The sequence below is a fragment of the Shimia sp. MIT1388 genome (assembly GCF_047124445.1).
Lineage (GTDB): Bacteria > Pseudomonadota > Alphaproteobacteria > Rhodobacterales > Rhodobacteraceae > Shimia.
Genome location: NZ_CP138921.1, coordinates 1,585,761 through 1,603,177, shown reverse-complemented (window position 1 = coordinate 1,603,177; position 17,417 = coordinate 1,585,761). Strand labels below are relative to the sequence as shown.

Sequence of the window (17,417 nt, the reverse complement as noted above, 5' to 3'; positions counted from 1 at the left end):
AGGCCCCGACTCGGTGAGCCGGGGCCTGTTTTTGTTGCATTGGGGAAGGGTGCAACAGCGGGCGGTGGTGTAGGCGAGAGTTAGAACTCTTCCTCAGAGCATCAGTAGGGTAAAGTCCTCTGCAGAGAAATCTGCGAGATCCGTACGCCTAAACTCGATGCTGATATTGTCCAAAGTGAAGATTACATCCTGACCGTCAACTGCAAGGTGACTATCGAGAATGTCCTGTGCTTCCATGCCGAAGTGGTTACTTGTATCAAGCTGAAGGACAATGGTGTCGCCTTCGTTCGGATCCCAGTCAGCAATGGTGTCATTTCCTGAAACGGAGTTAAAAACAAAACGATCTGCTCCACCATTGCCGGTTAGCCTGTCGCCGCCACGACCTCCAACAAGTTCGTCGTCGCCACCTCTGCCGTACAGTCTGTCATGATCGTCGCCACCGTACAATTTGTCGTCTAGGTTACCCCCCCAAATTCGATCTTCACCAGATTCCCCATGCAGGTGAAGATTTCCGCCGCTTCCCGCGCCCCCTATCGTATCGTTGCCGGTACCTCCAAAAATTGTGTCTTCGCCGTATCGAGATCGAATGCTATCGTTTCCGTCCCCAGCAAAAATTCGATTGGCTCCGTATCCGCCGTCGATTGTGTCGTTACCTACGCCGCCTTCAATCCAATCGTTTCCGTCGCCGCCTCCGATTAAGTCGTTTCCTTCGTCGCCGTAAAGGAAGTCATCATCTGATCCACCCCCAATTCGATCATTTCCTGCACCACCATAAATCGTGTCGGACTCACCAAAATCGGGATGACTGTTCGATCCACCTGTCAGACCGTCATCTCCGGAACCGCCAAAAATCAAATCGGCACCTTGGTCTCCTCGAATTATGTCGTGTCCTTCACCTCCGTCGATCGTGTCGTTTCCTTCTCTTCCATAGATCGAGTCGGCACCCTCAAGGCCAAAGATCTCCTCTGCTAAATCGGTTGCGATGATCTGATCGTTCCAAAAGTTTCCAATGATTGTGTTCATATTCAGACTCCAAAAAATTTGCTTTATTGGGTTGTGAGGTGTTCACCTTAAAATTGAATTAAACTTGGGCTTGTGCTGCATTGGGGTTGCTCGGTGGCGTTGCCAAGCGGCTGATTTATTGCCGCGGGCCGGCGCACGAACCGAGGGGCAGGAAGCGAAGCGCCCGCCCCGTCACGCCGGAGGCGTGCCGTTTTTTGATTTGGCGCACCTTTGGTGCGACGGGGCGGTTCGGCGCTGCCAAATCTTTGATTTGGTATAGGGGGGGCGGTTCACCTCTCGGGAGCTTGCCATGCAAGCCCCTGGCGGCCAGTGGGGCGCTGCCTATGCGGAGCATTGGCATAAGGAGGGGATAGGTTACCTTTGAGAAGTCTGATGCGCGATCCCCAGACGGCCGATGTTCAGCTTCAAAATAGCCGCGCGTGCTGGTCCCACAACAGGAGGGCTTCACGCTCCTCGTATAGACCGCGCATTTGTGGGGTTTCGAGGTAGGTTATGAACAGGCGTGTGACGGGGACGTGCTGCCAATAGAGCGCGGCGTGGCGTTTGGTTTGGCCGTCTTTCAGGAAGCGCAGGGCGACGTCGCGGCTGAAGGTTGTGGAGACAAAGCCGGTGTTACGCGGCGGTGTGAGTGGCTCATCGGAGTAGATCACGCGGTAGAGCGGTAGGTGGGTTTGTCCAAGTAGATCAAAGGCGGCGCGCAGGAAGGCGAGGCGGGCGAGGATGTGGCGTTGGCGATGGGCGGGGGATTTGGGGCCAGAGACCTCGGAGGTGTCGCGCAGGATGCGGCCCTCAAAAGGGCACAGGCCAAGGTCGGCGAGGGCAAGGCGGTGGGCCTTGATGGTTTCGCCCGCATGAGGATTGCTGACGTAGTGCGTGGCAAAATTGGTCTCTAGGGTGCTGACCTTCTGCAAGCTGAGCCAGTTGGGCAGGGCTGTCGGGTCTTGAAAGGCGCTGAAGGTGTCAAGAGGCTGGTTGGGCGTTGGGTGGTGGCCTGTGTCGTGCAGCCAGTCACGGGCCTGTTTGGTGAGGGTGTTCAGTTTGACGAGCGACGCGGCGCGGTTTTCTGGATCAATGGGCAGCTGTAGAGGTTGATCAAAGCGATCGCAGGCGGACTGGCGCGCGGCAATGATTGTGGCTGAGTGGGCTGGCGTGCCCGGGGAGCAGAGGAATTTGTCGGCTTGCCAGAGTGGATAGGTCCAGTGGGCGCCAATGTCTTCGAAGGCGCGGACTTCGACCGTGAAGCTGGCGATGTCTTCGTTGACGGAGAGGACGTGAACGGGGGTGCGGCGCGGGTCGCGCATCCAGAGCGGCGCGCCCACATGCAGCTTTGAGAAATGCGCTGTCTGGGCGTTTTCAGGAGGCGGGGAGGCGTGTGTCATGGTGCATCATTGCACCTTTGAGGCGCGCGTCAATTGCATGAAGGCGGGCGTTTCGGGCGACCCGCACCGGCCCCGTGCGGGCAGCTCAAAATGTGTGAGTTTGCAGTGTCAGTTCCCGCCGATGATGGCGGTGCGGCGGCAGGTCGCAGGTGTCTGCGCCTCTCTGCAAAACCGGACGTTACCCTTGTTTGTCTATGAAGGATGCGGTTTGGGTCCGGGACATGGGTATCAGGGCCAGTTTGAGATAGGGGTGCTCCGGCTTGCGGTTAATCAGTGATTGTGTCCGAGGATGTATTATCTTCACAGCGCTTGCGTTTTCCAGCATGGCAGAGGCAAAGGCCCATGACTGTGACCGTTTCAAGCCTCTTGCGGAACTGAATGCCGAAATGGGCACCGCGGCAGAGGCCAGATATTCTGCCAGCAGTTCGACCATGCAGCGTGTTGAGCTACACCTTCAGGGCATCAGTCTAAAGGCGATTGAACGTAAGCTCACGCGTTTGAACCTGATGTCGTACTATCCCAACGTGGAACACCTGTTGTTGCAGGCAAGCGCGTACGTGCAGTCCGGGGAGGTCTCTGCCCGATCCGAAGTGGAGGACACTGTCCGGAACATTGACCGTATGATCGCAAAAATCTGTGCCGGGCAGCTGAGTGGCGTTACCGGACCTGACGGACGATATGAGGGCGAAGCCGAGGGCGACGGTGGTTTCTGGGAAGATCAAAACGATTGGGTGCGCGCCACAGGCTTTACGGCGAGTGCCGGGGCGGTGCTGCTATTTATTGTCGGGCTGTTGACCGTTGTCCGATATGTTATCGGGCTGATTCAACACAAGAAAATGTGCTCGGTGCCTGCTGTGCTGATTGGCAATGGGCAGGACTTCCCGGGAAAACTGTCCCGCGCCGGGCTGCATGCTGTGCGATTTGAGCCTTTGAATGAAGCCGTTGCGGACCAGCTGACAGAGTTGATGGCCTGTCCTGCGTTCATACACTTTGACCTTCGGGTTGACGACGTTGATCGGCCGGTATTTGTGGATGGCTATCACACGTTCTATGCACCTTTGTACTTCTTTTCGAACCTGTCTCGAAAGGAGCTTTGGGCGCTGTTGTCATTGTCGGAGCGCCCCATTCGCAACGCGCCGTATATCGGGCACAGATCGACACGAAAGAAATGGCGTGCGCAGATCAAAGACAGAAAAAGACTGATCAAACAGGCAAATCCGGCCAACTGAGACGACATATTTGGCGTTTCCAGACAGGCTGTGCCGCGACTGTCTGGGAGGGCGGTCCGGCTGCGCTCACTGTTGTCGGTTTGAAGTTAGGACGCTGCTGAATCGGGTGGATTGCGTTTCACGGACTTGTTGCGCAGTCAATTTTGCCGCCGCTCTGCCGCAATCGCCAAACCGTCCGCGACCGCTGTGAAGACCTCAGAGACTTTGTGATCGGCCTGCGGGAAACGCGCTTTGGCGGTGTTTTGAACCACCGACAATAGGCTGGAGCCGCCAACGTAGACCACTTGGGTGACGTCCTGCGCGGCGGTGCCTGTGTCCGTCAGTATGTCCACCATGGCTTGATCGAGCTTGGCGGCGTGGCCAGCGAGGATGTCGGGCAGCAATGCGGCGGGCAGGGCTGGGGTCAGGGTGCTGTCGAGCACGGAGAGGTCGATTTTGGGGTTGGCGGTGCCCTTGCTGGCGGAGACTTTGCCGGCCTCCACGGCAAAGGCGATGTCGTGGCCGAGCTCATCGCGCAGGACCTCGGCGAGGCGGGCGATTTGCTCGGGGGCTTCGGCCTGGCGCAGCATGTCGTCTACGGCGCGGCGGGTTTGTGCGGTATACAGGAACGGGATTTTCTCCCAGGTGGCGAGGTCGTTGAAGATCGCCGCCGGGGCGGTGTGGGTGCCGCTGCCGAACTGGTTGCGTAGTTCGGTGCCGCGCCCCAGTAGGGGCATGACGCGGTCGATGCTGATGGCGCGGTCAAAGTCGGTGCCGCCGATGCGCACGCCGTGGTTGGCGAGCGTGTCGATGCCCGCGTTTGTGGTGCGAAACAGCGTGAAGTCGGAGGTGCCGCCGCCGATGTCGACGATCAGGCCGATTTGGCCGGGCTGCTCCAGCGCGCCGTTGGCGATGGCGGCGGCCTCGGGTTCGGCCATGAAAGTGACGTCGGTGAAACCGGCCGCGAGATAGCATGCGCGCAGGTCGGCCTCGGCCTGGGCCTCGCGTGGGTCGTCTGCGCCGTGGAAAACCACCGGGCGGCCGGAGAGGGCGTGGGCGAAGGTAAGGCCGGTTTGGGCCTCGGCGGTGGTTTTGATGTGGCGCAGGAAGCGGGCGATGATGTCGACAAAGGTGACGCGCTCGTTCAGGATCTGGCGCTTCTCATGCATCAGTGTGGTGCCGAGCACACGTTTGAGGGCGCGCATGAAGCGGCCTTCGAGCCCGTCTAGAAGCGCTTGGTTCGCCGGCGTGCCGAGCAGGGTCGCGCGGCTGTCGAAATCAAAGAAGAAGGTGGTCGGCAGGGTGGTTTCGCCGTGGGCGAAGGTCATCAGATGGGGCGCGCCGTTCACGGCCACACCTGCGGCGGAGTTGGAGGTGCCAAAGTCGATGCCAAGGGTGTGGGTGTGCATGGTCCGGTCTCCGCCACTCAAAACGAAAGCGCGGGTTTAGGGGCGCGCGGCTTGGTGGTCAAGTGGGGGATCGCGGACGTGGCACGCTATTGGGCCGGTGTTGGATGCGTCGCGACTGTCAGATGAAGGCATGCGTGGGGAGCATTCCAACTTCACTGGGTGTTTTGTCGGCATGTGCGCGCAGGACATGACCGGGCGCGCGCAGGCGGCGGATTTTGCGTATTTTGAGGTGACGAACCGAGAAGGATAACGTGTTTCTTGCCCGGGGCGCGGAGCGGCTCGGGCTGCGCCTGCCTGCCCCTCGGCAGGCGCATTTGCGCCCACCCAGGCAGGCACAGCCCTAGCGGTTTACAAAAAAAAAGGCGCCCGCAAAGGACGCCTTTTTCTGTTCTGAGACGAAAGCTTAGCCCTGCAGGCTGCGCACTTCCAGATCGCCTTCTTCACGCGCCTTCATGGCGCGGGCTGCGGCGTGGGACGCGGCGGCCGTGGTGAAGTAGGGGATCTTGTCATAGAGCGCGACCGAGCGGATTTCGCGGCTGTCGTTTACGGCTTGGGCGCCTTCGGTGGTGTTCATCACCAGAGACACGTCGCCGTTTTTCAGCACGTCCACGATGTTTGGACGGCCTTCATAGACTTTGTTGACCTTTTCACAGGCCACGCCTTGCTCGTTCAGCCATGCGGCGGTGCCGGAAGTGGCGACAACCGAGAAGCCCAGATCGATCAGGATGTTGGCCGCGTCCACCATGGTGGCGGTCTTGTCGTCGTCCTTGACCGAGATGAAGGCTTTGCCTTCGGTGGGCAGAACCATGCCCGCGCCCATCTGTGCCTTCAGGAAGGCGCGGGCGAAAGAGCGGTCCCAGCCCATGACTTCGCCGGTGGAGCGCATCTCTGGGCCGAGGATGGTGTCTACGCCGGGGAAACGAGCGAAGGGCAGCACGGCTTCCTTCACCGAGAACCAAGGCATGTTGGGGTCGGCCAGTGTCATCTGATCCGCAATCGGCTGATCCTTGGTGGCGTCCAGTTCCACGTAAGGGGCGCGTTTTGGGAAGTCCGCCAGTTTCTCGCCCGCCATGATGCGCGCGGCGATGGAGGCAATCGCGCTGTCGGTGGATTTTGCCACAAACGGCACGGTGCGCGAGGCGCGTGGGTTCACCTCGATGAGGTAAATCTCGCCGTCTTTGACCGCGAACTGCACGTTCATCAGGCCAACAACGTTGAGCGCGATCGCCAGTGCGTGGGTCTGACGCTCGATTTCCGCGATGGTGTCTTTGTCCAGCGAGTAGGGCGGCAGGGAGCACGCGGAGTCACCGGAGTGCACGCCGGCCTCTTCGATGTGCTGCATGATACCGGTAATGTGCACGTCGGTGCCGTCACTCAGCGCATCCACGTCCAGCTCTACCGCGCCTGCGAGGTAGCTGTCGAGCAGCACGGGGCTGTCGCCAGAGACCACCACGGCTTCGGCGATGTAGCGTTCCAGCTGTGCCATGTCGCGCACGATTTCCATGGCGCGGCCACCCAAAACGTAGGAGGGGCGGATCACCAGCGGGAAGCCGATGTCTTCGGCAATGGAGAGCGCTTCGGCGTCGGTAGAGGCGATGCCGTTCTTAGGCTGTTTCAGTTCCAGCTTGTTGACCAGCGCCTGGAAGCGTTCGCGGTCTTCGGCCAGATCGATGGCGTCGGGGGTGGTGCCGAGGATTGGAATGCCTTCGGCTTCCAGCGCGTTGGCGAGTTTCAGCGGGGTCTGGCCGCCGAACTGCACGATCACACCGTGCAAGTTGCCATTCTCCTGTTCCACACGCAGGATTTCCATCACGTGCTCAAACGTGAGCGGCTCAAAATACAAACGGTCGGAGGTGTCATAGTCGGTGGACACGGTCTCCGGGTTGCAGTTGATCATGATGGTTTCATAACCCTGATCCGTCAGCGCGTAGCAGGCGTGACAGCAGCAGTAGTCAAACTCGATGCCCTGACCAATCCGGTTTGGACCGCCACCCAGAATGACGACTTTTTTGCGGTCACTTGGGCGGGCCTCACATTCCACTTCGCCCATCATCGGGGTTTCGTAGGTGGAGTACATGTAAGGGGTTTGCGCTTCGAACTCGGCGGCACAGGTGTCGATGCGTTTGAACACGGCGGTGACGCCCAGACCGGTGCGGGCTTTGCGCACCTCGGTTTCGGACAGGCCGGTCAGTTTGGACAGGCGTGCGTCGGTGAAGCCGAGCATCTTGAGCTGGCGCATGGCCTTTTCATCGGTTGGCAGGCCGTTGGCAGCCACCTCAGCTTCAGCATCCACGATCTCGCGGATGCGATCCAGGAACCACGGGTCGAACATGGTGACGTTCTGGATCTCGTCGTTGGTCAGGCCGTGACGCATGGCTTGCGCGATGGTGCGCAGGCGATCCGGGGTGGCGGCGCTGATCGCTTTGATCACCGCGGCTTTGCCGGAAGACGGGTCGTCGGCGCCTTCGATGGCGATCTCGTCAAAGCCAGTCAGACCGCTTTCCATGGAGGCGAGGGCCTTTTGCATGGATTCGTGGATGGTGCGGCCAATGGACATGGCTTCGCCCACGGATTTCATCGCGGTGGTCAGGTTTGGCTCGGAGCCCGGGAACTTTTCAAAGGCGAATTTCGGGATCTTGGTGACAACATAGTCGATGGTTGGTTCAAAGGACGCCGGGGTCACTTTGGTGATGTCGTTGTCGAGCTCATCCAGCGTGTAACCCACAGCCAGCTTCGCGGCGATCTTGGCAATCGGGAAACCGGTGGCTTTGGAGGCCAGAGCAGACGAGCGGGACACACGTGGGTTCATTTCGATCACAACCATACGGCCGTCAACCGGGTTCACGGCCCACTGCACGTTGGAACCGCCGGTTTCCACGCCGATTTCACGCAGCACGTTGATCGAGTGGTTGCGCATGATCTGATATTCTTTGTCGGTCAGGGTCAGCGCCGGAGCCACGGTGATGGAATCCCCGGTGTGCACGCCCATAGGATCGACGTTTTCAATCGAGCAGACGATGATGGCGTTGTCGGCGCGGTCGCGCACCACTTCCATCTCGTATTCTTTCCAGCCCAGCAGCGACTCGTCCACGAGGATCTGGTTCACCGGGGAGGCGTCCATACCGGTGCGGCAGAAGTGGATGTAGTCGTCCCGGTTGTAGGCCACGCCGCCACCGGTGCCGCCCATGGTGAACGCTGGGCGGATGATGGCGGGCAGGCCGATGTCTTCGAGCTCTTCCAACGCCAGGCGGATGCCTTCGTCCAGATCAGCGGAGCCGTCGTCTTTCTTTGGCGCGGTCACAATGGAAGCGCGGGGGTTTTCGATGCCCAGACGGTCCATGGCTTCGCGGAAGAGTTTGCGGTCTTCGGCCATCTCAATGGCGTTGCGGTCCGCGCCGATCATTTCCACGCCGAATTTTTCCAACACGCCCATTTCTTCCACCGCCAGTGCGGTGTTGAGGCCGGTCTGACCGCCCATGGTGGGCAGCAGCGCGTCGGGGCGTTCCTTTTCGATGATCTTGGCCACGATCTCCGGGGTGATCGGCTCGATGTAGGTTGCGTCCGCCATGTTGGGGTCGGTCATGATCGTCGCCGGGTTGGAGTTCACCAGGATGACGCGATATCCCTCTTCTCGCAGCGCTTTACAGGCTTGGGCGCCGGAGTAATCAAATTCGCAGGCTTGGCCAATCACAATGGGGCCGGCCCCGATGATCATGATCGAGGAGATGTCGGTTCTTTTGGGCATGGTGGACCTCGGGCTGGTGGCAGCGATGTCTTGGCGGGCAGGAGTCGCCAAATACGCAAATTGTCGTGCGTTATACGGATCAGAAGGGCGGGCGCAAGGGGGATCGGAAATTTGTCGTAAAGCGCCGCAATTGACCACTGTTTTTTAATAAAATGCAACGTATATGGCAGGCAAGACTTTAACGCTGACCGGGGGGCGGACGTGCAGATTCGCTTTGACCATGGGCCAGACGGCGGCGCGACGCTGTTTCACAAGCCCGAACATGTGATCTCCATCACCGATCCCAATGAAGTGGGCATGGCGTTTGACGTGCTGACACAGGCGCAGGACGCGGGGTTCTGGTTGGCGGGCTATGTCAGCTATGAGCTGGGCTATGTGTTGGAGCCAAAGTTGCGGCGGTTGTTGCCCAAGACACGGCGGGTGCCTCTGATCAATTTTGGTGTGTTTCGCGCACCGGAAATGGCGGGCCGGTTGCCGAGTGGTGGTGAGTTTGAGCTAAACCCGTTTGAGCCACGCTGGAGCGCCGCCACCTATCGTGCGGCGTTTGACCGGGTGCACGGCTATATCGGGGCTGGCGACATCTATCAGGCCAACCTGACGTTTCCCATGGAAGCGAGGTTTGAAGGTGATCCGGTGGCGCTTTATGGCGCGTTGGCAACGCGGCAGGCGGTAGGGCACGGAACCTTTGTGCGTCAGGAGGGGCTACCAGACATTCTTTCTCGGTCGCCTGAGCTGTTTTTCCGCACCGATGAAAAAGGCCGGATCGAAACGCGGCCCATGAAAGGGACGCAGCCGCGCAGCGAAGACGCGCAAGAGGACGCGCGGCGGAGGCAGTGGTTGGCGTCGGATGAGAAGAACCGGGCTGAAAACCTGATGATCGTTGATCTTCTGCGCAACGATATCAGCCGGGTGAGCAAGCCGGGGTCGGTGCATGTGCCAAAGCTGTTTGAGATCGAAAGCTACGCAACCGTGCATCAGATGACCTCAACCGTGGCGGCCGAGTTGCAGGATGACGTGCGTTTGGCCGATATTCTGAAGGCGCTGTTTCCTTGTGGGTCCATCACTGGCGCGCCAAAGCTGCGCGCGATGGAGATCTTACGCGATTTGGAACCGTGGCCACGAGAGATCTACTGTGGCTCTATTGGTTGGGCCGCGCCGGACGGGCGGTCGGAGTTTTCTGTAGCGATCCGGACGGTGATGGCGCAGGCGGGGCAGGCGACATTGAATGTGGGTGGCGGCGTTGTCTGGGACAGCAAAGCGCCGGATGAATATGAGGAAGCGCTGTGGAAAGCACGGTTTGCCCAGTTCCAGCCGGAACCCGCCTGATCGAAACCTTTGCGTGGCGTCCTGAGGGGATTGCGCGGTTGGAGTTACATCTGCAACGGCTGGCGCAGTCGGCGCGGGCGCTGGGATTTGTGTTTGATCCTGTGCGGGTTGCAGAGGCGATTGACGCGCTGGGCGGGGATGTGTCTCTGCGCTGTCGGATGACACTGGGCGCGGCGGGGGATGTGGAGACCACGACCGCGGCGCTGCCAGAGGCGACGGCGCAGTGGACAGTGCGCATTGCGCCTGAGCGGCTGCGCTCTGAGGATGCTTTGTTGCGGCACAAGACAACGCGGCGAGAGGTATATGACCGCTGGCGCGCGGACTTGCCCGACGGCGTGCAGGAATGGCTGTTTCTCAATGAGCGGGATGAGTTGTGTGAGGGCACAATCACAAATGTGGTGCTGACCATGCCGGATGGTGAGCGCCTAACGCCACCGCTGTCGTCGGGGTGTCTGCCGGGCGTATATCGTCAGAGTTTGTTGGATGCGGGCTCGGTGCGGGAGGCTGTTTTGACGGAGAAAGACCTGCGGCATGCAAAAGACATCGTGCTCACAAATGCGCTGCGTGGGGAGATAGCAGCCGTTTTGTCCCACGCTTGAAGTTGTAGGGCTGCGCCTGCCTGGGGGAGGGCGCTTATGTTCCGGTCGAGTTTTGGGGGATGGCGGTCTTGGCAATACAGGTCGTCTGAGTGTGGCGTTGCCGCGCCTGCCGAGGGGCAGGCCCGCTCTCGGCAGATTGCCATTTTGGCAATCGCCTGCCGCGCCATGGGCGCAGCCCTCCCTGTGGTCGGGCGAAGAGGGTCCCTTTTTCATCGCAAACCCGCGCCGTTCTCTTGACTTTGTCGGCCCAAAAAGGTGTATCGGGCCGACTGTAGTTATTCACCCTGAAAGAGGGCCCGCACATGCACGCCTATCGCAGCCATTCCTGCGCCGATCTGAACAAATCCAACGTGGGCGAAACCGTCCGCCTGTCTGGCTGGGTGCACCGCATCCGCGACCACGGCGGCATTCTGTTTGTCGACCTGCGTGACCACTTTGGCATCACTCAGGTTCTGTGTGATCCAGACAGCCCTGTGTTCTCCGAGATGGAGAAGGTGCGCTCTGAGTGGTGTATCCGCATCGACGGCAACGTCAAAGCGCGTGATCCTGAGCTGGTGAACGACAAAATCCCAACCGGTGAGGTTGAGGTGTTTGTGCGTGATCTGGAAGTTCTGGGCGCGGCGGATGAGCTGCCACTTCTGGTGTTTGGCGATCAGGAATACCCTGAAGAGACCCGTCTGAAGTATCGCTTCCTCGACCTGCGTCGTGAGCAGATGCAGCAGAACATGACCATGCGCTCTGACGTTGTGGCCTCCATGCGCAAGCGCATGTGGGACAAGGGCTTCCGCGAGTATCAGACGCCAATCATCACCGCGTCTTCGCCAGAAGGTGCGCGCGACTTCCTCGTCCCGTCTCGTATTCACCCTGGCAAATTCTACGCGCTGCCACAGGCGCCACAGCAGTTCAAACAGCTGATGATGGTGGCGGGCTTTGACAAGTATTTCCAGATTGCGCCGTGCTTCCGCGACGAAGACCCGCGTGCCGATCGCTCCCCAACCGACTTCTACCAGCTCGACATGGAAATGTCCTTTGTGGAGCAGCAGGACGTCTTTGACACCATCTCGCCAGTGATCGCGGGCGTGTTTGAAGAGTTCGGCGGGGGCCGCAAGGTGGATGCACCAAACGAGTGGCCTCAGATTCCTTATGCGGAAGCGGCGCTAAAATATGGTTCCGACAAGCCGGACCTGCGTAACCCGATTGAGATGCAGGTTGTGTCCGAGCATTTTGCCGGGTCCGGCTTTGCGATCTTTGCCAAGCTGCTGGAGCAGGAAGGCACCGAAGTGCGCGCCATTCCAGCCCCAAAAGGTGGGTCGCGCAAGTTCTGTGACCGGATGAACAAGTTTGCCCAAGGCGAAGGCCTGCCGGGCATGGGCTATATCTTCTGGCGCAAGCAGTCTGCGGACACCATTGCGCAGGAGCAGGGCATCTCTGTGAAAGAGGTGAACGCGAAGATCAAAGCCGGTGAGATTGTTCTGGGCGAAGAGGCGGCCGGTCCGTTGGCCAAGAACATCGGTCCTGAGCGCACCGAAGCGATCCGTCAGCAGCTGGGTCTGGGCGTGGGCGACGCGGCCTTCTTCCTCGGTGGCAAGCCGAAAGCCTTTGAGGCGGTTGCTGGGCGTGCGCGCAACGTGATTGGCGAAGAGCTGGGTCTGATCGACAAAGACCGCTTTGCCTTTGCCTGGATCGTGGACTTCCCAATCTATGAGGCGGACGAAGAGAGCGGCAAGATCGACTTTGAACACAACCCGTTCTCCATGCCACAGGGCGGTCTGGACGCGCTGAACGGTGATCCGCTGGCGGTGAAAGGTTATCAGTATGACCTCGCCTGTAACGGCTATGAACTGGTCTCCGGTGCGATCCGGAACCACAAGCCCGAGGTGATGCTGAAGGCGTTTGAAATTGCCGGTTATGATGAGGCGGAAGTGAAAGAGCGCTTTGGCGCGCTTTACAAGGCATTCCAGTACGGTGCGCCGCCCCACGGTGGCTGTGCCGCGGGTGTTGATCGGATTGTGATGCTGCTCGCCGATCAACAGAACATCCGCGAAGTGATGATGTTCCCGATGAACCAGCGTGCGGAAGATCTGATGATGAACGCGCCAAGCGATCCATCCAGCGATCAGTTGATGGAGCTGGGCTTGCGGGTGATCCCGCAGGAGTGATCCTGTCGCGACATTACTGAGACTTTAGCCGCCTGCGACCCTGTCGTGGGCGGTTTTTAGTTTGGGGCAGGCGGGTATCGGCGGATTTTAGTCGATTTTTGGCAGCCTTAAGCAAGCCGCGTAGAACCGGATCGGCTATGTGATACAGTATAGAAAAGCGCGTAGAACGCGTGTGCACCAAAGGAGCGCGGCAGCAGTGGGTTTTGATCCTGATATAGCTCAGACACGATTTGGCTATGGGCGCTCGCCTGTTGTGGCGGGGCCAGACAGCGTGGATGAGATGATGCGCTGGCTGCGCGGGGCGGAGGTGACTCTGCCGGGGTTTGTTTTCCCCACAGATGCAGAGATGCGGGGCAAGATGGCCGAAATACGCAAAGCGCGCGGGCGCATTTCCAAGGCGGAAGCCGGGAGTGCTGAGCAGGAGCGGTTACGCAAAGCTCTGCGTAAGGCGCGTCGGGCGGCCAAACAGGAAGGGGCTGGGTGGATTGCCGGAACTTTGGTGCGGCGCGTCTGGAACCGGGACGCCCTGCGTGAACGGCTGGTGGCCTTTTGGGTGGATCACTTTTCCGCGCCTGGAAAAAATGACCGGTATCGCTATGCGGAGCCTTCCTACGCGGCAAATGCCATTCGCCCGCATGTGAATGGAAAGTTTGAGGATTTGTTGATTTCGGCGGTGCTGCATCCGCAGATGCTGCATTATCTGGATCAGAACAATTCGGTTGGTCCAAACAGTCGGTTTGCAGAAAGGAAACGGCCCACGAAAGAGCTGGGGCTGAACGAAAACCTCGCGCGTGAAATCTTGGAACTGCACACATTGGGGGTGGGGGGCGCCTATACTCAAGGTGATGTGCGCCAGTTGGCGGAACTCCTGACCGGGGTCACAACTGTGCAGAAAGAGGGCACGGTTTATATCTCCAAGCGCGCGGAGCCGGGCCCTGAGACGGTGTTGGGCAAGGAATACGGCACAAGACGTGCGCGGATGGCGGATGTGCACGAAGTCTTGCGCGATTTGGCGCGGCATCCGGATACGGCGCGGCATATTTCGCGCAAACTGGCTGTGCATTTTGTGTCCGACACACCGGATGAGGATCTGCTGGTTTCGATGGGCGCGCGCTATCTGGAAACGGACGGAGATTTGGCTGAAGTCATTGAGGCGATGCTGCGCCATCCCGCGGCCTGGGGGGCGGTTGGACCGGGTGTTGGCAACTTCAAGCAACCAGAGTTGTTTGTCAGTTCCGCCTTACGGGCTTTGGCGGTGCCCAAAAGTCAGTTTCGGGGTGTAAAAAGTAAACAGCTGGAACAGCTGTTGGGCACGCCTTTGCGCACAATGGGGCAACCGTGGCGGCGGCCCTTTGGGCCGGATGGCTTTGAAGAAGCGGATGGGCATTGGCTGACAGCGCAGGGCATGGCAGCGCGGTTGCAGTGGGCTTTGGGCGTACCGACGGCGGTTCTGGAGGCATTGCCGGACCCGCGCGACTTTGTGGAGAGCACATTGGGGCCGACCGCGCCCGCGTCGGTGCGATTTGCCGCGGAAGCTGCAGAGAACCGGCGTGAAGGCATTGCGCTGGTGTTGATGTCGCCCGCGTTTCAGCGGGTGTGAGGAGAGCTTCATGGACAACACAGTGATGGATCGGCGTGGGTTCCTTGGGCGTGGGCTGGCGGTGGGATGTTCGCTGGCTGCGAGCCCGTTGATGACGCCAGTGAGCTTTGCCGCGACCGGGGGCGAGAACCGGTTGGTGGTGATCATCCTGCGCGGTGGTCTGGATGGGTTGGATTTGTTGCAGCCGGATGATGCGGGATTGCGCCAACTGCGGCCAACGCTTTTGGCTGGCGCGCGCTCCGGCCAGGAACTCACAGATGGTATGATGTTGCATGCGGCGGCCAAACCACTGTGGCCGTTGTGGCGGGCCGGGGAGTTGGCCTTTGTGCAGGGCGTTTCCACGCCGTATCGCAACAAACGCAGTCATTTTGACGGTCAGGATTTGCTCGAAGCGGGCACGGCCAGCCTGCAACCCGGCACGGCGCGAGAGGGTTGGTTGAACCGGATGCTGCAACACATGCCCAACAGCCAGATGACCACGGCCTATGCGGTGGGCGCGGACCCGATGTTGCTGAGCCAAGGCGCGGCGGAGGTGGAGACCTGGTCGCCGGATGTGGGGTTTGTGCTGTCCAGTCAAGGCGCGCGCCTGTTGGAATTGACCATGGAACGCGATCCAGAAATGGCTTTGGCGATGCAGAAGGCCATGGTGCTGGCCGGTGACGACGGCGGTGGTGTGTTTGAGATAGCAGACAGCGGCATGATGATGGATGAGCTGGAAACCATGATGGAAGCGCAAATGAGCCCGCAGGGACGCGGGCGTGCCGGTGCACATGTGCGCGTGGCAGAGTTTGCGGCGCAGCAGTTGCGAGATGCGGCGCGTGTGGCCTGCTTCTCGATTGGAGGGTGGGACACCCATTCCCATCAGGCGCGTGGCCTACGCGCGCCTTTGAAGCGGCTGAGCGACAGCTTGTTGGCCCTGAAGGCCGGTGTTGGCGAGAAGGTCTGGGGCCGCACCACGGTCCTGGCGATGACAGAGTTTGGCCGCACGGTGGCAGAGAACGGCACCAGAGGTACGGATCACGGCACCGGCGGCATGATGGTTATGGCGGGCGGCGCCATTCGGGGGCAAAGGGTACACGGCCAACTGACCGGTTTTGAGGAAGCGGATCTGTTCCAAGGGCGCGACCTGATGCCGACCGATGATGTGCGTCGCTACGCAGCCTGGGCCATTCGCGAGAGTTTTGGCTTGGATCAGGCGGCCCTTGAGGGCGTGGTGTTTCCGGGGATGCAGTTGGGAGATGCGCCGGGATTGTTGGCTTAAGTTAGAAAGGCTTGGCGCGCGGGGCGTGCTGTGCCACTACTTGGCCAACTGAAGGAAGACCACTCATGCAAACATCCCGCCCTGTGGGCTTTGCCGTGCCTGATTGGACCGTGCCACCACGGCCATCGGGTGAGGTTTTGGACGGTCAATATGTGCGGCTTGAGCCGTTAAACGCAGAGGCCCATGCGGCGTTGTTGTACCGCGCGTATCAGGCGGATGACTGGGTGTGGGACTACATGCCATATGGGCCGTTTCATTCGGCGGCACAGTATCATCGCTGGGTGCGGGAAACGGTCGAGAACCAAGATCACTTCTTTTATGCGATCTACAGCAAGGCAGAGCGCACCTTCACGGGGGTGGCCTCATATCTACGCATCTATCCAGAGCGCGGTTCCATTGAGGTTGGCAACATCAACTTTGCGCCAATGATGCAAGGCACGCCTGCGGCGACCGAGGCGATGTTTCTGATGATGCAATGGGCTTTTGACACAGGCTATCGCCGCTATGAGTGGAAATGTGACGCGCTCAACGCCCCGTCCCGTCGGGCTGCGCAGCGGTTGGGGCTGAGTTATGAGGGCGTCTTCCGTCAGGCATTGGTCTACAAAGGGCGCAATCGTGACACGGCGTGGTTTGCGGCGATTGATCGGGAGTGGCCGGCTTTGAAGGCCGCGTTTGAGGTTTGGCTGTCATCAAGCAACTTTGATGAGGCTGGCCAGCAGCGGGAGCGGTTGAGCGATCTGACGCAACTTGTGCGCGCCGCGAGTGATCCCGAACAGGGGTGAGCCAAAAAGAAAAGGCGAGGCCAATGGCCCCGCCTGACTGTCCCGTGTCTTACGTCGTCGTTCCGGTAGGGTAGGTCTTAGATTACGGCCGCTTCGGTGAGGCGGCTTTCGACCACGCCGTTGAGTTCGGCAACATTGGCGCGCACGCCGGTGCCTTCTTTGCGGGCGCTTTCCACGGCTTTCACCGCGTTCAGCAAGCCTTTGTCGCCAGCACTGCGGGCCAGGCCACCGAGGAACTGCGCCACATAGTCGATCAGCTCTTCGTCGCCTTCTTTCAGGGTGTCGGCCGCATGCAGCAGGTCATCGCGGAAGGCTACAGGGTCTGGTTTGATTGCCTCGTTGTCGGCAATACGGGCCACAGTTGGGCGATAGGCATCCGGTAGGCGCCGTAGGATGGCCTGTTGGAAATCTGTAAGCGTCCCGTAAGGCTTGGCGATGAAACCGTCTGCGCCTGCGGCCAGCGCGGCCTCCTGGGCAAAGTCGTCGCCGGAGGTGCCAAGGATCAACTCGATGCGCGGGGCGGCTTTGTTGAGTTCCTCGATCAACTCGGCGCCAGAGCCATCTGGCAGGCCCATGTCCACAATCGCGACGGTTGGCATGTAGACTTGCAGGTGTCGTCGGGCGGAGGTCAAACAGTCGGCGCGGCGTATGCGGGCGCCAGAGCGCACACACATCAGGCGCAGCGCGTCAGAGGAGAAACGGCTGTCTTCCACCACCAGAACGGTCATGCCCAGAAGTGGGCGCGCGGCTGATGGGGTGGTCAGCGGGGAGAAAGGCGATTTGTCGTCCATGTTTGAAATCCTCAACGAAGCGAAAACTACAAGTACCGAAACGTGCAAACAGGCTAGGAACACATGCCTAACGAAACGTTAAAGGCAGCCGCGACGCCCTGTCGCTTGCGCCTGCGCATATCAGCGCACATAAGG

12 protein-coding genes and 1 pseudogene are annotated in these 17,417 nt (G+C 60.0%); 8 read left to right on the top strand and 5 right to left on the bottom strand.

The window, feature by feature from the left end; translation table 11 throughout:
- Positions 1-93 precede the first annotated feature (93 nt).
- Both SIB92_RS07865 and SIB92_RS07860 read right to left on the bottom strand, forming a co-directional pair.
- Positions 94-1,023 carry a calcium-binding protein gene (locus tag SIB92_RS07865; RefSeq protein ID WP_412555272.1) on the bottom strand — a complete coding sequence of 310 codons (930 nt, stop codon included), beginning with the start codon at positions 1,021-1,023 and terminating at the stop codon, positions 94-96.
- A 404-nt stretch (positions 1,024-1,427) separates the two neighbouring features.
- The gene (locus SIB92_RS07860; protein ID WP_412555271.1) at positions 1,428-2,402 is read right to left on the bottom strand and encodes a hypothetical protein; all 975 of its coding nucleotides are present in this window, start codon (positions 2,400-2,402) and stop codon (positions 1,428-1,430) included.
- 323 nt (positions 2,403-2,725) lie between these two features.
- On the opposite strand from SIB92_RS07860, the gene SIB92_RS07855 reads away from it, so the two are divergent.
- Positions 2,726-3,631: a hypothetical protein gene (locus SIB92_RS07855; protein ID WP_412555270.1), complete on the top strand. Its 906-nt coding sequence runs from the start codon at positions 2,726-2,728 to the stop codon at positions 3,629-3,631.
- Between the two features lie 137 nt (positions 3,632-3,768).
- Here the strand turns inward: SIB92_RS07855 and SIB92_RS07850 are convergent, their stop codons facing one another.
- Positions 3,769-5,019: an Hsp70 family protein gene (locus tag SIB92_RS07850; protein ID WP_412555269.1), complete on the bottom strand. Its 1,251-nt coding sequence runs from the start codon at positions 5,017-5,019 to the stop codon at positions 3,769-3,771.
- A gap of 82 nt (positions 5,020-5,101) precedes the next feature.
- Here SIB92_RS07850 and SIB92_RS07845 point away from each other — a divergent pair.
- Positions 5,102-5,269 (top strand): annotated as a pseudogene (locus SIB92_RS07845) (hypothetical protein); the annotation flags it as partial.
- Positions 5,270-5,422: 153 nt separating this feature from the next.
- Here the strand turns inward: SIB92_RS07845 and carB are convergent.
- Positions 5,423-8,764: a carbamoyl-phosphate synthase large subunit gene (carB, locus tag SIB92_RS07840; protein WP_412555268.1), complete on the bottom strand. Its 3,342-nt coding sequence runs from the start codon at positions 8,762-8,764 to the stop codon at positions 5,423-5,425.
- 201 nt (positions 8,765-8,965) lie between these two features.
- Here carB and SIB92_RS07835 point away from each other — a divergent pair, with 201 nt between their 5' ends.
- The 6 genes from SIB92_RS07835 to SIB92_RS07810 all read left to right on the top strand — a co-directional run bounded on the left by SIB92_RS07835 (position 8,966) and on the right by SIB92_RS07810 (position 16,491).
- Positions 8,966-10,090 (top strand): aminodeoxychorismate synthase component I, encoded by a 1,125-nt coding sequence (locus SIB92_RS07835; RefSeq protein ID WP_412555267.1) that lies wholly within the window; start codon positions 8,966-8,968, stop codon positions 10,088-10,090.
- Positions 10,048-10,689 (top strand): aminotransferase class IV family protein, encoded by a 642-nt coding sequence (locus tag SIB92_RS07830; RefSeq protein WP_412555266.1) that lies wholly within the window; start codon positions 10,048-10,050, stop codon positions 10,687-10,689. Before SIB92_RS07835 ends, SIB92_RS07830 begins: the two co-directional genes overlap by 43 nt.
- Before the next feature lie 302 nt (positions 10,690-10,991).
- Positions 10,992-12,848: an aspartate--tRNA ligase gene (gene aspS, locus SIB92_RS07825; protein WP_412555265.1), complete on the top strand. Its 1,857-nt coding sequence runs from the start codon at positions 10,992-10,994 to the stop codon at positions 12,846-12,848.
- Positions 12,849-13,044: 196 nt separating this feature from the next.
- Positions 13,045-14,448 carry a DUF1800 domain-containing protein gene (locus SIB92_RS07820; RefSeq protein WP_412555264.1) on the top strand — a complete coding sequence of 468 codons (1,404 nt, stop codon included), beginning with the start codon at positions 13,045-13,047 and terminating at the stop codon, positions 14,446-14,448.
- A 10-nt stretch (positions 14,449-14,458) separates the two neighbouring features.
- A complete protein-coding gene (locus tag SIB92_RS07815; RefSeq protein WP_412555263.1) occupies positions 14,459-15,709 on the top strand; it encodes a DUF1501 domain-containing protein in 1,251 nt (416 codons plus the stop codon).
- A 65-nt stretch (positions 15,710-15,774) separates the two neighbouring features.
- The gene (locus SIB92_RS07810; RefSeq protein ID WP_412555262.1) at positions 15,775-16,491 is read left to right on the top strand and encodes a GNAT family N-acetyltransferase; all 717 of its coding nucleotides are present in this window, start codon (positions 15,775-15,777) and stop codon (positions 16,489-16,491) included.
- A gap of 77 nt (positions 16,492-16,568) precedes the next feature.
- On the opposite strand, the gene SIB92_RS07805 is transcribed toward SIB92_RS07810, so the two are convergent.
- The gene (locus tag SIB92_RS07805) at positions 16,569-17,282 is read right to left on the bottom strand and encodes a response regulator (RefSeq protein WP_412555261.1); all 714 of its coding nucleotides are present in this window, start codon (positions 17,280-17,282) and stop codon (positions 16,569-16,571) included.
- Between the last annotated feature and the right edge of the window lie 135 nt (positions 17,283-17,417).

Coding starts and splice junctions, on each gene's coding strand:
- SIB92_RS07865 (WP_412555272.1), bottom strand. CDS start 1,023: ATGAACACAATCATTGGAAACTTTTGGAACGATCAGATCATCGCAACC.
- SIB92_RS07860 (WP_412555271.1), bottom strand. CDS start 2,402: ATGACACACGCCTCCCCGCCTCCTGAAAACGCCCAGACAGCGCATTTC.
- SIB92_RS07855 (WP_412555270.1), top strand. CDS start 2,726: ATGGCAGAGGCAAAGGCCCATGACTGTGACCGTTTCAAGCCTCTTGCG.
- SIB92_RS07850 (WP_412555269.1), bottom strand. CDS start 5,019: ATGCACACCCACACCCTTGGCATCGACTTTGGCACCTCCAACTCCGCC.
- carB (WP_412555268.1), bottom strand. CDS start 8,764: ATGCCCAAAAGAACCGACATCTCCTCGATCATGATCATCGGGGCCGGC.
- aspS (WP_412555265.1), top strand. CDS start 10,992: ATGCACGCCTATCGCAGCCATTCCTGCGCCGATCTGAACAAATCCAAC.
- SIB92_RS07815 (WP_412555263.1), top strand. CDS start 14,459: ATGGACAACACAGTGATGGATCGGCGTGGGTTCCTTGGGCGTGGGCTG.
- SIB92_RS07810 (WP_412555262.1), top strand. CDS start 15,775: ATGCAAACATCCCGCCCTGTGGGCTTTGCCGTGCCTGATTGGACCGTG.
- SIB92_RS07805 (WP_412555261.1), bottom strand. CDS start 17,282: ATGGACGACAAATCGCCTTTCTCCCCGCTGACCACCCCATCAGCCGCG.